The sequence below is a fragment of the Devosia sp. 919 genome, assembly GCF_013185965.1.
Lineage (GTDB): Bacteria > Pseudomonadota > Alphaproteobacteria > Rhizobiales > Devosiaceae > Devosia.
Genome location: NZ_JABAOL010000001.1, coordinates 1,968,977 through 1,982,909, shown reverse-complemented (window position 1 = coordinate 1,982,909; position 13,933 = coordinate 1,968,977). Strand labels below are relative to the sequence as shown.

The 13,933-nt window shown below is 62.8% G+C and carries 15 protein-coding genes; 11 read left to right on the top strand and 4 right to left on the bottom strand.

Going from position 1 to position 13,933, the window contains the following annotated elements; genetic code table 11:
- Position 1: 1 nt before the first annotated feature.
- The 9 genes from HRQ64_RS09600 (at position 2) to HRQ64_RS09560 (ending at position 8,502) form a co-directional block, all read left to right on the top strand.
- Complete coding sequence (locus HRQ64_RS09600; RefSeq protein WP_172123131.1) at positions 2 to 802, top strand: ABC transporter permease; 801 nt, start codon at positions 2 to 4, stop codon at positions 800 to 802.
- A 14-nt stretch (positions 803 to 816) separates the two neighbouring features.
- Entirely contained in the window at positions 817 to 1,590 is a 774-nt protein-coding gene (locus HRQ64_RS09595) for an ABC transporter ATP-binding protein (RefSeq protein ID WP_349236736.1), read from the top strand.
- Between the two features lie 3 nt (positions 1,591 to 1,593).
- Positions 1,594 to 2,559 (top strand): aliphatic sulfonate ABC transporter substrate-binding protein, encoded by a 966-nt coding sequence (locus HRQ64_RS09590; protein WP_172123130.1) that lies wholly within the window; start codon positions 1,594 to 1,596, stop codon positions 2,557 to 2,559.
- A gap of 74 nt (positions 2,560 to 2,633) precedes the next feature.
- Positions 2,634 to 4,190 carry a sulfatase gene (locus HRQ64_RS09585; RefSeq protein ID WP_172123129.1) on the top strand — a complete coding sequence of 519 codons (1,557 nt, stop codon included), beginning with the start codon at positions 2,634 to 2,636 and terminating at the stop codon, positions 4,188 to 4,190.
- A gap of 105 nt (positions 4,191 to 4,295) precedes the next feature.
- Positions 4,296 to 5,132, top strand: coding sequence for a formylglycine-generating enzyme family protein (locus HRQ64_RS09580; protein ID WP_349236690.1), 837 nt, complete (start codon positions 4,296 to 4,298; stop codon positions 5,130 to 5,132).
- A 14-nt stretch (positions 5,133 to 5,146) separates the two neighbouring features.
- Positions 5,147 to 7,039 carry a chloride channel protein gene (locus HRQ64_RS09575; RefSeq protein WP_248306952.1) on the top strand — a complete coding sequence of 631 codons (1,893 nt, stop codon included), beginning with the start codon at positions 5,147 to 5,149 and terminating at the stop codon, positions 7,037 to 7,039.
- Between the two features lie 62 nt (positions 7,040 to 7,101).
- On the top strand, positions 7,102 to 7,404 hold the full coding sequence (locus HRQ64_RS09570; protein WP_172123127.1) for a metalloregulator ArsR/SmtB family transcription factor: 303 nt from the start codon (positions 7,102 to 7,104) through the stop codon (positions 7,402 to 7,404).
- A 1-nt stretch (position 7,405) separates the two neighbouring features.
- Complete coding sequence (locus HRQ64_RS09565; protein ID WP_172123126.1) at positions 7,406 to 7,921, top strand: SRPBCC family protein; 516 nt, start codon at positions 7,406 to 7,408, stop codon at positions 7,919 to 7,921.
- A 101-nt stretch (positions 7,922 to 8,022) separates the two neighbouring features.
- On the top strand, positions 8,023 to 8,502 hold the full coding sequence (locus HRQ64_RS09560; RefSeq protein WP_172123125.1) for an SRPBCC domain-containing protein: 480 nt from the start codon (positions 8,023 to 8,025) through the stop codon (positions 8,500 to 8,502).
- A gap of 44 nt (positions 8,503 to 8,546) precedes the next feature.
- Here HRQ64_RS09560 and HRQ64_RS09555 read toward each other — a convergent pair whose 3' ends face one another.
- Complete coding sequence (locus tag HRQ64_RS09555; protein ID WP_172123124.1) at positions 8,547 to 9,440, bottom strand: NAD(P)H-hydrate dehydratase; 894 nt, start codon at positions 9,438 to 9,440, stop codon at positions 8,547 to 8,549.
- Entirely contained in the window at positions 9,437 to 10,195 is a 759-nt protein-coding gene (locus HRQ64_RS09550; protein ID WP_172123123.1) for a histidine phosphatase family protein, read from the bottom strand. The genes HRQ64_RS09555 and HRQ64_RS09550 overlap by 4 nt, the downstream gene beginning before the upstream one ends.
- A 246-nt stretch (positions 10,196 to 10,441) precedes the next feature.
- On the opposite strand from HRQ64_RS09550, the gene HRQ64_RS09545 reads away from it, so the two are divergent.
- Positions 10,442 to 11,188 carry a FadR/GntR family transcriptional regulator gene (locus HRQ64_RS09545; protein WP_248306951.1) on the top strand — a complete coding sequence of 249 codons (747 nt, stop codon included), beginning with the start codon at positions 10,442 to 10,444 and terminating at the stop codon, positions 11,186 to 11,188.
- A 15-nt stretch (positions 11,189 to 11,203) separates the two neighbouring features.
- Positions 11,204 to 11,596 carry a VOC family protein gene (locus HRQ64_RS09540; RefSeq protein WP_172123121.1) on the top strand — a complete coding sequence of 131 codons (393 nt, stop codon included), beginning with the start codon at positions 11,204 to 11,206 and terminating at the stop codon, positions 11,594 to 11,596.
- A 210-nt stretch (positions 11,597 to 11,806) separates the two neighbouring features.
- Here the strand turns inward: HRQ64_RS09540 and HRQ64_RS09535 are convergent, their stop codons facing one another.
- Both HRQ64_RS09535 and HRQ64_RS09530 read right to left on the bottom strand, forming a co-directional pair.
- Positions 11,807 to 12,889 (bottom strand): Gfo/Idh/MocA family oxidoreductase, encoded by a 1,083-nt coding sequence (locus tag HRQ64_RS09535; RefSeq protein WP_172123120.1) that lies wholly within the window; start codon positions 12,887 to 12,889, stop codon positions 11,807 to 11,809.
- The gene (locus HRQ64_RS09530) at positions 12,886 to 13,905 is read right to left on the bottom strand and encodes a Gfo/Idh/MocA family oxidoreductase (RefSeq protein ID WP_172123119.1); all 1,020 of its coding nucleotides are present in this window, start codon (positions 13,903 to 13,905) and stop codon (positions 12,886 to 12,888) included. Before HRQ64_RS09530 ends, HRQ64_RS09535 begins: the two co-directional genes overlap by 4 nt.
- Between the last annotated feature and the right edge of the window lie 28 nt (positions 13,906 to 13,933).

The window sequence follows — 13,933 nt, the reverse complement described above, 5'->3', positions numbered from 1 at the left end:
GATGACCACGAACCATGAAGCCGCCGCGGAGACGGGGCAACCCGGCGGCCTGCTGCGCTCCAATCTTGCGCTGGGCACCATTTCCTTTGTGGTCGGGATCGGGATCTGGTGGCTGTATTCAGCGAGCGGCTCAACACCCTTGCCGGGCCCAGTTCAGGTGGTGCAGCGCTTTGGCACTGCTATCAGCAGCGGACAGTTATTCAATGACGTCAGAGCTTCCATTGTCCGGGTGCTGACAGGCTTCCTCCTGGGCATCACCATCGCGATCCCGGTCGGCTTCCTGATGGGATGGTATCGGGTGGCGCGTGGGCTGATCGACCCGTGGATCCAGTTCTTCCGGGTGATCCCGCCACTGGCGATTATTCCCCTGGCGATCGTCACGCTTGGGATCGACGAGCCGCCCAAGATCTTCGTGATCTTTCTCGCCTCGTTCCTGGCTTCCGTGGTCGCGACCTATCAGGGCGTGGTCAATGTCGACAAAACCTTCATCAATGCCGCCCGCGTGCTTGGGGCCAATGATTGGGTGATCTTCACCAAGGTCGTAGTGCCCGCCTCTACCCCGTTCATCCTTGTGGGCTTTCGCATCGGGCTGGGTGCGGCCTGGGCGACGCTGGTCGCTGCCGAGCTGATCGCGGCGCAATCGGGGCTGGGGTTCCGCATGCAACAGGGGCAGCTCTACTATGACCTGCCCGTTATTTTCGTGTCCCTGATCTCCATCGGGATCCTGGGTCTGATCATGGATCGGATCGTGCTGTTTCTCGAGCGTCGGCTGACCTCCTGGCAGGAAAGGGTTGAGCATTGAGCGCCGAGGTCAAGATCGATTTCAGCGATGTCGGACGGGTGTTCGGCGTGCCTGATGGGCGCTTCGTGGCGCTGGAGAACTTCAACCTCCAGGTGTTCGATGGCGAATTCGTCACTGTGGTGGGCCCGTCGGGCTGCGGCAAGTCGACAGCGATGAATATTGCGGCCGGCTTGCTCAAGCCGAGCAGCGGCCAGTGCCTTGTGGATGGCAAGGCGGTGGAAGGGCCCGGACCCGAGCGCGGCGTCATCTTCCAGCAATATGCGCTGTTTCCCTGGCTAACGGTGCGGCAGAACGTGGAATTCGGGCTCAAGCTCAAGGGCGTGGAGCGGGCCGAGCGCCGGCGGATTTCGGACCATTATATTGGACTGGTGGGCCTTTCGGATTTTGCCGATGCGCTGCCCAAGCAGCTTTCTGGCGGAATGAAGCAGCGCTGCGCCATTGCGCGGGCCTATGCGGTGGATCCGCAGGTGCTGCTGATGGACGAGCCTTTCGGTGCGCTCGACGCCCTGACGCGCGTGCGGATGCAGAACCAGCTGCTCGACACCTGGATGCGCGAGCGGCGCACCGTGATGTTCATCACCCATGATGTGGACGAGGCGGTTTATCTCGCCAATCGGGTGGTGGTCATGGCTTCACGCCCCGGGCGGCTGCAGGAGATCATCGAGGTCGACCTGCCCTATCCGCGCAACGACGAGATCCGGCTGTCACCGCAATTTGCAGCAATCCGCAACCAAGTTTGGCACGCCGTCTACACACGATCAGGCCAAAGCAACAACCAGGAGGAATAAGCCTTGAACAAACGCAGCTTCATCAAGATCATCGCGGGCATGGCGTTGGCGGGCGCCGCATTGAGCCCTGCTTTGGCCCAGGACCTGACCAAGGTGCGCGTGGGCTATATCGCCGATTATTTCGGCTCGAGCATGGTCGCCATCGCCAATGACCAGGGCCTGTGGGCCAAGCACGGGCTCGACCCGCAGCTGAGCGTCTTCACCAATGGCCCGATTCAGGTGCAGGCGCTGGGCGCCGGGTCGCTGGATTTCGCCTATATCGGGCCGGGTGCCCTGTGGCTGCCCGCTTCGGGCAAGGCCAAGGTGATCGCCATCAATGCCCTTGGCTATACCGACCGCGTGATCGCCCAGCCGGGCATCGAGAGCATCGAGGACCTGCGCGGCAAGCGCGTGGCGGTGCCGGAAGGCACGTCGGGCGACATGCTGCTGCGCCTTGCGCTCGACAAGGCCGGCATGAGCATCGGGGACGTCCAGGTGGTCAGCATGGATCCCAGCACCATCGTGACCGCCTTTGCCTCGGGCCAGGTGGATGCCGCGGGCATCTGGTATCCCTTCGTCGACGTGATCCGGCAGCGGGTGAAGGACCTGAAGGAGCTCTCCTCCAACGAGGATTTCTTCCCCGAGGTGGCGTTCCCGAGCTCGTTTATCGTGAGCAATGAAAAGGCGAGCGACGAAGACACCGTGCGCAAGATGAATGCGGTGATCAAGGAAGCGCTGGATTATCGCCGCGACAATCTCGACCAGTCGGTGCAGATCACCGCAGCGTTCCTGGGCGTACCGGTGGAGCCGCTGGCCGCCGAAGCGCCGCAGGCCCGCCTGCCCTCGAGCGCCGAACTCGAAGAACTCAGCGCTGATGGCACGGTCAATGGCTGGCTCGATACGCTGGCCAATCTCTATGTGGATTTCGGCAAGATCACCGATCCGCTGCCCGCCAGTGAGTTCTACCTCTCGAACCTGTATTCGAACTGATCTATGGCCCTATGCTGCGGCTGCCCCCCGGGGTGGCCGCAGCTGCCGGCACGCTCAAGACTGCGGAACATGCAATGACCAGCAAGCGCCCCAATATCGTGTTCATCATGTCCGATGACCATGCGGCCAATGCCATTTCCTGCTACGGCTCGGGGCTTAACTCGACGCCCAATCTGGATCGCATTGCCGAAGAGGGTATGCGGCTCGATCATTGCTATGTCACCAATTCGATCTGCACACCCAGCCGCGCCTCGATCCTGACCGGCACCTATAATCATGTGAATGGGGTGACGACGCTCGCCACCCACCTCGATAACCGCCTGCCCAATGTGGCCAAGCATCTGCGCCATTCCGGCTACCAGACCGCCATGTTCGGCAAATGGCATTTGGGCGAAGGCCCGGAGCACCAGCCCACGGGCTTTGACGAATGGTCGGTGCTGCCGGGCCAGGGCGACTATTTCGATCCGGTGATGATCGGGCCCGATGGCCCGAGGGTTGAAGCGGGTTACGCCACCGACATCGTCACCGACAAATGCATCGACTTCCTCGAGCGGCGCGATCGCGAGCGGCCATTCTTCATGATGTGCCACCACAAGGCGCCACACCGGCCCTTTGCGCCCCATCCGCGCCATCGCGGGCTTTACACCGAGGATCTGCCGGTTCCGCCAACCTATGACGATGACTACAGCAATCGCGCCGAGGCCGCCAAGCTGGCCAAGATGCGGATCCGCGAGGACATGACCTATGACGATCTGGGCCTGGTGCAGCCCGAGGGCGGCGATGAGACCGGCGAAGCGCAGCGCGCCGAGAACGGCTTTGTCGGTCGCAAGATTCCCAACCCCGAGGATGTCAGTGGCCTGCGCCTGATCGACAAGGACACCGGCGAGACCTTCACCTTCACCAGCCGGCGCGAGCTGCACCTCTTCAAATACCAGCGCTATATCAAGCGCTACCTGCGCACGGTTGCGGCGGTGGACGACAATGTGGGGCGGCTGCTCGATTATCTTGATGCCAATGGGCTGACCGAGAACACGATCGTCATCTACACCTCCGACCAGGGCTTCTTCCTGGGCGAGCATGGCTGGTTCGACAAGCGCTTCATGTATGAGGAATCGCTGCAGATGCCGTTCGTGATCCGCTATCCGGCGGCGATCAAGCCGGGCTCGGTCTCCAAGCAGATCGCCACCAATGTGGATTTCGCGCCGACCTTCCTAGACTATGCCGGCGCGCCGCTGCCGAGCTATATGCAGGGGGTGAGCATGCGACCGCTGCTCGAGGACAGTGCGGCGGGCGACTGGCAGGATGTCGCCTATCACCGCTACTGGATGCACAAGGACTATTACCACAACGCCTTTGCCCATTACGGGGTGCGCGATCATCGCTACAAGCTCATCTATTGGTACAATGACGATCTGGGCCAGCTCGGCGCTTTCCCCGGCGATGAACCGCCCGAATGGGAGCTGTTCGACTGCGAGAGCGATCCGCACGAGCTGCAGAACCGTGCCGGCGATCCGGCTTATGCCGAAGTGTTCGCGCGGATGCTGAGCAAGCTCGACGCCAAGATGGCCGAGATCGGCGACATTCCCGAGCACAACAGCGCCGAGGTGCTTGCCGGCTTGAGCGTGAGCTGAGCCATGTCCTGTTGCGCCCCTTCTTCGGGCAGGTTAGCGGCGGCGGTAACGGCCACCCCGGGTGCGGCCCCTGCCCCGGTGGCGCCGACGCGGTCGGCGGATGCCGTGTTGATCAAGGGTGGGCGCAGCTTTGTGGGGACAAACGATCCGGTGATTGCCGCTGACGGGGAAGGACCGGAGCGACCGCTCAAGCTCAACGACTTCCTGCTGGAAACAACCACAGTGACGGTGGAGCGCTTTGCCGAGTTTGTGGCGGACACGGGCTATGTGACGGAGGCCGAGCAGTTCGGCTGGTCATCGGTGTTCGTGGGCGGCGGCAAGGGTTTAGGGGAAGTTGTTGGCACGGGCCTGAATTGGTGGCACCGGGTAGATGGTGCGTATTGGCGCGAACCGGAAGGCCCCGGCAGCTTGGTCGATAAGCGGCTGGATCATCCGGTGACGCAGGTATCGGCGCAGGATGCGGAAGCCTTTGCACAATGGGCGGGCGGCCGGCTGCCGAGCGAGGCCGAATGGGAGCATGCGGCTCGGGGTGGCGCGCGGCGGCAGCGCTTTCCCTGGGGGGACGAGGAGCCGAGCGATGAGGCGATTTTCTGTAATATCTGGCAGGGCAACTTTCCCCGGCTGAATACGGCTCGCGATGGGTTTGAAGCCACGGCGCCGGCGCGCAGCTTCGCTCCATCCGAGCTCGGGCTTTACAACATGGTCGGCAATGTCTGGGAGTGGACGGCAGAACCATTCCGCATTCGTTCGGTGTCGCTCAAGGCGCGCGAGCGTAATGAGGCGGCGCGGCTGCATGGGGAGCGGCTGCTCAAGGGCGGCTCGTTTTTGTGCCACAAGAGCTACTGCTATCGCTACCGGATCGCCGCGCGCATGGCCCTGTCACCTGACAGTGCCGCCAGCAATGTCGGCTTTCGCCTTGCCTTTGATGCCCGGCGGGCGTGAGGAGCGGCGAGCCCATGTCAGAGCCAGAGGCCCAGCAGGCCGAGATCGACAAAGCTCCTGACAGCGCCCCGGATCAAGCTGTCCCCGAAAACGCCGGCGCTCAGGGGCAACCGGGCTGGAGCGCCTCGCAGCTCGGCAAGGGCCTGCGCTGGTTGCAGCATCGGCTAACCGCAGAGGGGATGTCGGCGTGGATGGGCAGCCTGATCCGGCGGCGCGAAACGGGGCTGGTGGTGCTGGCCGTCGTGATCGGCGCGCTGGCCGGGCTCGTCGTGCTGGTGCTGCGCGAGCTGGCCTATGGCATGCAGAGCATTCTCTTTCAGCTATCACCCGGCGAACGCTTGAGCGCCCTGCCTGCGCTGGCCTTTGACCTGGCCTTTGTACCGGCAATCGGCGGCTTGCTGTTGGGGCTGCTCGGCCTGTTGCTGCGCCGGCGCAAGTCGCGTTATGTCGACTTGGTAGAGGCCAATGCGCTTCATGGCGGCAAGCTCTCCATGACGGATAGTCTTATCATCACCGCACAAACGCTGATCTCGAACGGGTTTGGCGCCTCGGTGGGGCTGGAGGCGGCCTATACGCAGATGGGCGGGGCAACCGCATCCAAGCTGGGCGACTTCTTTCACCTGCGGCGCGGTGACTTGCGCAAGCTGGTGGGGTGCGGCGCCGGCGCGGCCATCGCCGCAGCTTTCGGGGCGCCGCTGACCGGCGCCTTTTACGCCTTTGAGCTGATCATCGGCACCTATTCCATCTCGACCCTGGCGCCGGTAATCGCCGCCTGCATTTCGGCGGTGCTGGTAACCTCCGTTTTCGGGCAAGGCCACACGGTGGTGTCGATCAGCCAGGCGCTGTCGTTTGGGGTTCCCCAGGTGCTGCTGATCGTCGTGAGCGGGGTTGCGGCGGGCGGCTTGGGCATTCTGCTCATGCGGCTTGTGGGCGTGGTGGAACGCAGCTTCAGCAAGTCGCATGTGCCCAGCTGGTGCCGACCGGCGGTCGGCGGGTTGATCGTGGGTGGGCTGGCGATGATCTCGCCCGCGGTGCTGTCGGCCGGCCATGGCGCGCTCGAGCGGGCATTTGCCTCGCCGCCCCTGCCCATCGGGGTGGCGGTGAGCCTGCTCGTGCTCAAGGTCCTCGCTTCGGCGGTGTCCCTGGGGTCGGGGTTCCGCGGCGGGCTGTTCTTTGCCTCGCTGTTCCTCGGCGCCTTGTTGGGCCAGGTGTATTTCTGGCTGGCGCAGGCGATCAGCCCGGGGCTGTTTCCCGATCCGAGCATTCCCATGCTGGTGGGCATGGCGGGACTCGCAGCGGCCGTAGTCGGGGGGCCTCTCACCATGGCATTCCTCGCGCTCGAGATTTCGGGCAGCTTGCCGCTGACCATTGCGGTGCTGGTGGCGGCGGTCACCTCCTCCATGCTGGTGCGCGAAACCTTTGGCTATTCCTTCACCACCTGGCGCTTTCACCTGCGCGGCGAAACCATCCGCAGCGCCCATGACGTGGGGTGGATGCGCAATCTTACCGTGGGCAAGATGATGCGGCGCGACGTCAAAATGGTTCCGCAAACCATGACACTCAAAGAGTTTCGCCGCGCTTATCCACTTGGCTCGGCCAACCGGGTGATCGCCACACGCGATGATGGCCGCTATGTCGGCCTTATCGATGTGGCGGACGCCTATGCCCCGGACGGGCTCGATGAAGCGGGCACTGTCAGCCAAATCCTGCGCCAGACCGATGTGATGCTGCATCCTGCCTTGCAGGCGCTGGATGCGGGGGCGCTGTTCGAGAAGCACAATGCCGAAGCCATCGTGGTCGTCAGCGACCTCGGCGATCCCAAGGTGATCGGCATTCTGACCGAAGCGCACCTGCTGCGCCGCTACAGCAATGAACTCGAAAAAGCCCGGGCAGACCTCGCCCAATAGCGGCTCCGATATCCCACGCAATATTCCTTGACAGGCATATGCCTATGGTGGAATATGTGTGCATGTCGATTTTCACAGCTATAGCCGATCCCGTTCGGCGCGAAATTCTGGGCCTGCTGCTGGCGGGCGAGCAGCCCGCCGGTGTGCTGGTGGATCGGCTGGACCTGCCGCAGCCCAATGTGTCCAAGCATTTGCGGGCCCTGCATGAGGCGGGGCTGGTGCGCTTTCGCGTGGACGGGCCACGGCGGCTCTACAGCCTGGAACCACAGCCCTTGGCGGAACTCGATCACTGGCTGCAGCCCTATCGCGCGTTCTGGGCGAACAAGCTCGATGCGCTCGATGATCACCTCAAAAGGAGTGATTGAAATGGCGTTCAACGATGAACTGGGCGTCTTTACCCGCCAAACGGATCATATAGATGTGCGCTTCGAGCGGCATTACGACCGACCGGTTGAAACGGTGTGGAGCGCCATCACGGAGCCAGAACGGCTGGCAGACTGGATGGGCGCGGCCTATGTGGAACCCCATGTCGGTGGGCGGTTCGAGCTGATGGTTGGTGGCCCCCACCCGATGACCGGCATTGTATGCGCCTGGGAGCCGCCCCACCTGCTCGAATTCAGTTGGTCCAACACGCACGCCCCTGACTCCGTTGTGCGGTATGAACTCAGCCGCGAGGGGAACGGCACGAGGCTGATCTTCACCCATCGCGGCATGCCTTATGTCAACAGCGCCCTGATGCTGCCCGGCTGGCACGATTTTCTTGATCATCTCGAATCCCTGCTGAGCGGCGCCACAGAGGGCGTCGATCCGAACGGCTGGCAACGGCGGCAGGAGCTCTACATCCAGCACTATGATTTGCAGGGCGTGAGGCTGCAGCCCTAAGCCAGCCCGCGCGAGGATACTACACGGCCGCTCCTTTTCCATCGACGCGCTGCGGCGCGGCCGACGCAGCACGTCCATGCCTTCAATCAAGGAGACCAGCGATGACTGACCAAAACTTCGAGACCAGCTTTATCGTGCCGCAACCACCTGCTGCCGTCTTTGACGCCATCACCAATGTTCGGGGTTGGTGGTCCGAGGATGTGAAGGGCGCGACTGATATCCTGGGCTCCACCTTCGACTATGCGTATCGCGACGTGCACCGGGCGCAGATCCGCGTCACCGAGTTGATCCCGGATCGCCGCGTTGCCTGGCATGTGGTCCAGAACCACTTCAGTTTCACCGAGGACAAGTCCGAGTGGACCGGCACCGACATCGTCTTTGATATCCAGCCTGTGGAGGGTGGGACGCAGTTGCGCTTCACCCATATCGGGCTTGTGCCGGAATATGAGTGCTTCGATGTCTGCTCGGACGGCTGGGGCACCTATATCGGCGGGAGCCTTAAGGCCTTGATCACCACCGGGACGGGCAGGCCCAATAAGGGCGAGCCGATGAATGCCAGCGAAACGGTGCTTTCGGCGTGAGATGGTTGGGGCCGGTCAACACCGGTCGGCCCCTTCCCCAGCACTCAATTGGCTGCGGGCTGCAGATCTCGCATGATCGCAGGGATTTGCGCCGGGATTTCGCGCGCGAGATAGCCAAGCAGGCCATGGACCTGCTTGAGGCGCTCGCCGGCTTCCCCATGCATGAAAACGCCCCATTGCGCTGCGAGGAGCGGGGAGGCGCCGCGCGCCAGCAGGCCGGCGATGATGCCCGCGAGCGTATCGCCCGAGCCGGACGTGGCAAGACCGACATTGCCCTGCCGGGCTTCCCAGATCTCGCCCTGTGGGCTCGCGATCCGGGTGTGGCTGCCCTTCATCACCACAACCGCACCCGTTGCCGCAGCGGCACGGCGGGCAGCGGCTGCGGGATCGGCGGCAACTTCCCGAATGTGAATGTCAAGGAAGGTGGCCATTTCGCCAGCATGGGGCGTGATAACAATGCGTCCGGCGTGTTCCTTCATGTGTTCGAGTCGGGTCCGCAATCCGGTCAAAGCCGCGGCATCCAGAACAAAACTTCGGCCATGGAGCGAGGACAGCAGGCTCGCAGCGAGTTCGCCGGCCACTTCATCGTCCAGCATGCCAGGGCCGAGCAGAACTGCATCGTCGTCGTGGATGGCGGCAGCTATGGCTGCGGCATTTGCCGCCTCGATCTCGCCGGTGGTGGTCTCCGACAAGCCAAGCACCCGCGCTTCGGGAATGGCGAGCCCCAGCGCCAACGCGCTGCTGCGCACAGTCGCAATCGCGAGCTTGCCGGCGCCGGCACGCAAGGCAGCCTCGCCGGAAAGCAGCACGGCGCCCGGAACTTCGCGGTGCCCGCCGACAGCCATGACCCGGCCGCGGGCGTCCTTGTCGACCTCGCCTTGCGGCAGGGGCAGCGGGTTCTCGAGCAGGAACTCACGCGTAATGGAGTGCTCGCTCATGGATTGGCACTGGCGACGGGCGGCTCGGCGGTGACGGTGGTGCCATCCTCTTGCAGAGGAGCCAGGAAATTGTACCGCTTGAGCACGAGTTCCCCGCCTTTGCGCGTCCCTTCGGCAAAGTGGTATTCAGTGATCGAGCAATTGGCGACATCGCCTTCCCGATCGATGGCGAGGATTTCTTCCTCGCTCAGCCGCTCCAGCAAGTAGCGCAAGCAGAGCACAACGACCTGGTGGCTGACGATGAGCACGTCCTGGCCGCCGTGATGCAGGCCGATCGTGTCCATCAGACTGCGCAGGCGCAAAACCACGTCGCACCAGCTCTCGCCCGCCGGCGGACGGTGGTAGAACTTGCCCAAGAGGGTGCGGAAGCGCGCCTGATCGGGGAACCGCTCCTGGATGCCCGCCGTCGTCAGGCGATCGAGGATACCGAATTCCTTTTCGCGCAGCCGCTCGTCGGCGATGAATTCGGCATCGGTGAAGCCGCCATGCTCACAGATGAGCTCGGCCGTACGATTGGCGCGCGCATAGGGGGAGGCCAGCACCACTTCGGGCAGGCCCTCGTGGCGGTTGCGGGCAAACCAGCGGCCGAGCGCAATGGCCTGCTCTTCCCCCAGCGGGCTGAGTGGAACGTCGATATCGCGGTGATCGATGTTGATCTCGGACAGGCCGGCATCCATTGCCGCCTGGCGGGCGACATTGCCAGTGCTTTCGCCGTGGCGCACGATCCACAGGCGCCGGGGCCATCTCTGCTGCATGTTGTTGTCCTCAAGCTCTGCTGCACAACTGCTCAGAGGAAACAAAGTTCGACGGGGAAAACGAGTTTGATGGGGGCAAGCGAGCTTGCGAGTACTGCCGCCGGCTCGATCTTGCCATCAAGAGAACGGCTGAGGAACGAGAACTGTGCTAGGAGTGGCATAGGGGATGCAACTGATCGCGCGACTTGCCGCTCGATCATGGATAAAGCTGTTCGCCTAGGGGCGTGCTTGAATAAGGACAGGCGGTTGGACCGAATAGACGGTGCGAATTATCAGCTCAGCAACAAGCGCCTCTACCAGGTGGTGGCTCAGCGTATCGCCCAGATGATCGAAGCGCATTCAGGCGATCCATCCTGGCGCCTGCCCTCCGAGCGCGAGTTGGCGGAAGAGCTTCAGGTGAGCCGGCCATCGATCCGGGAGGCGGTCATTGCCCTCGAGATGCGCGGCGTGGTCGAGGTCCGGGGCCGCGCCGGCATCGTGATCTTGCCGCGAAAAACCAATGATGTGAACTTCGACATCATCAATACCGATATCGGTCCGGGACCGTTCGAGTTGCTGCAAGCAAGACTTGCGGTCGAGTCAGGCGCCGCCGCCATCGCGGCACAGCGTGCTAATAGCTATGACATCATGCGGCTCGAAGACAGTATTGCTCGCATGCAGGACGAGGGCAGTTCGGCGGTCCACAACGAGAAGAACGACCGCGAATTCCACATGATCATCGCCCATATGACCGGAAACGCAATCGTCGTCTCCATCACCGAGGCCTTGTGGGCACAACGTGATGCCTCGCGCATGTGGAAGAAGATCCACGAGCACATGCATGGCGACGCCGTCCGCCCGACCTGGATCGGCGACCACCATGCGATTGTTGCAGCCTTGAAGCTGCGCAATGCCGATGCGGCCTACAAAGCCATGGCGCGGCACATCAACAACGTGTCGGAGGAATTGCTGCAGGCCGACGAACGCCGGCGGCTTACCGGACCTGAGGATTAAGAGGGAGACGCGGCCATGCTGAAGGGTTTTGAGCATGTGGGCATCACCGTGAAGAACATCGACAGAAGCCTGGCCTTTTACGTGGACCTGCTCGGGCTGGAGCTGCGCGTGCGTCGTCGGGTGTTCAATGGCGATGAACTGGCCTTTCTGGATGCCAAGGGGCCGATGCTGGAGATGGTCTGTCCTGCCACAGGCGCGCTGACAGCTGAAGACGTAGCCATCGGGCGGGCCGGCGTGCGGCATCTCACCTTCAATTTCGACAGCGTGGATGATATCTACAATATCCTGCTGGATGCCGGCGTGGATATCGTCGAGCCGCCCCGCGATGCGCATAACCGCGACATTGCGCGGCGGGTGGCATTTTGCCGAGATCCGGATGGCATCATGATCGAGCTCATCGAACGCTGAAGCGGGCCGCCGGGACAAGCCGCCCTGCCCGGCTCGAGGGGGCGCGCTTCCAGCAGCTTGAAAGGACCAGGGCCATAATCAGCGCCGCTCGCGTGGAAGCTGATCCCCCTGGTGCCGGGATCAGCCGCACCGGCTGGGTGCGATCCATCTCGTCCTTTCCGAGCGTGGGAGGAAATGCCCCACGCTCTAGGCTCCACCACTTCACTTGCGTCAGGCGGCGGCCTCCGTTTCCGGCAGCCAGGAGCGATAAAGGGGATTGCCTGGACCGATCGGCATTGGCGTCGGCAGGCCCGTGCGCTGGGACTGATAGGCCGCGGTGACCAGTTCAAGCGAGTTCCTGGCGTCCTGCAAGGTCACGGGTGGCTCGCCACCACTAATGATCGCCTGATGGAACAGCTCGAACTGTCGGGTGTAGCCATCCTCCTTCACCTCATAGCCGGCCAGGGCGTCGTCCACCCGTTGCTGGTGCTCGGGCGTTCCGGCGGTGAATTGCCAGGGATCGCGGCCCATCGTGTAGGGCTCGAGTATGCTTTCGGCGACAAGATCGTGGAAGCAGAAGCGCAACCGGGAGATCTCCTTGCGCGAGCCCAAGGTCATCGAAAGCGTGGCGAGCGAGCCATTCTGCATTTTAACGGCCAGCGCCATGGTGTCCTCGACCTCGATCTTGTTCACCAGAGTCGCGCCATAGGCGAAGAGTTCGGCGCAGGGCCCGTGCACATAGTTCAGCATGTCGTGGGCGTGAATGGCGTGCCCGAGCAGGCCCCCACCCAACTCCGTCGCCCATTTGCCGCGCCATGGCACTTCGTAATAGGCCGGACCGCGCCACCAGTGCGTTTCGATTGTGGTCATGAACGGCCTGCCCGTGAGCCCGGCCGCCATCAGCAGCTTGAGCTTTTGCAGGCCGGTCCCATAGCGATACTGAAAGATCGGCATCAGCTTGCGTCCGGAGTGCGCGACGATTTCCGCCATGGCATCCACTTCGGCGATGGAGCCGAACAGCGGCTTTTCGCAGATGACGTGTTTGCCCGCTTCGATGGCGCGGCGCGACAGCTCGAAATGGTTGTGCGGCGGTGTGCACACATCCACCACATCGATGTCACCTCGGGCGAACAGGGTGTCGACGTCCTGGGTGTATTCAGGGATGTTGAAGGTTTCGCACAGGCGCCGGCCGCGATCTTCATCGAGCGAGCAAAGCACCGCTACATCAAACAGATCCTTGTTCCACTGATAGGCCATGAGATGGCGCTCGGCGATTCCTGCCCCGATAACTGCCACTCGCAACTTTTGGCTCATGCCGACTTCCTCCCGCCTATATGGGTTGCCTGCTGCTGCGCTTCGAGCGAGAGCCGACAGACTTCGAATACGTGATGCTGGGTCATTGCCGTTTGCGTGCGCTCGCGCACGTCGGCTACAAAGCTCGTGAAATAGTCGAGCGGCTCGCTGCTGCAATCGACGTGACGCACGCCAGATCCGTCGACCAAGAAGAGGTGGTCCTTGCCGTCGCGTCCGCCGATATCGATGTATTTGCGCAGTTCGATGTAGCCGTCGGTGCCCAGAATGGTGAGGCGACCGTCGCCCCAGGTCGGCAGGCCCTCGGGGGTGAACCAATCAACGCGAATATAGCCGGAACCCTGCTCACTGCGCAGCAAGACCTCTCCGAAATCCTGGAAATCCGGGCTTTGCGGCGTGCCGAAATTGCCGACCGAACTGGCGACGACCTCACCCGAATTGGAGCCGGTATAAAAGAGAAATTGGTCGATCTGGTGGGATGCGATGTCGACGATAATGCCGCCAAAGGCGTCCAGATCGAAGAACCAGGAGGGGCGGCTGGCGGCAGAAAGGCGATGGGGCCCCATGCCGATTGTCTGCACCACCCTGCCAATCGCGCCCTCTGCAACCAGCTTGCCAGCCTTGACCGCCGAGGGAACGCAGAGGCGCTCAGAAAAGCAGACCGAGAACATCCGGCCGGTCTCCATCACCGTGCGCTTGACCTGGTCCAGTTGAGCGAAGGTGGTCACGCCCGGCTTGTCGACGATCACGTCCTTGCCGGCTTTCATGGCGGTGATGGCAAGACCGGCCCGGTCGCGGGGAACCGCAGCGATGCAGACGACATCGATGCCCTTATCGGCAAGAAGCTGGTCCCGACTGACTTCAGGCACGCCAGGATGTTGTTTGCGCACGGTGTCCACCAGAGCGGGAACCGAACTTTCTGGACAATAGCCGACGAACTCTGCGCCGGCATCGAGCAGGCCATCGATGTGGTTGAAGATGTGACCATGATCGATGCCTATCGCGGCAAATCTCAGCATTGACTAACTTTCTCCCGGCGCAATGGCT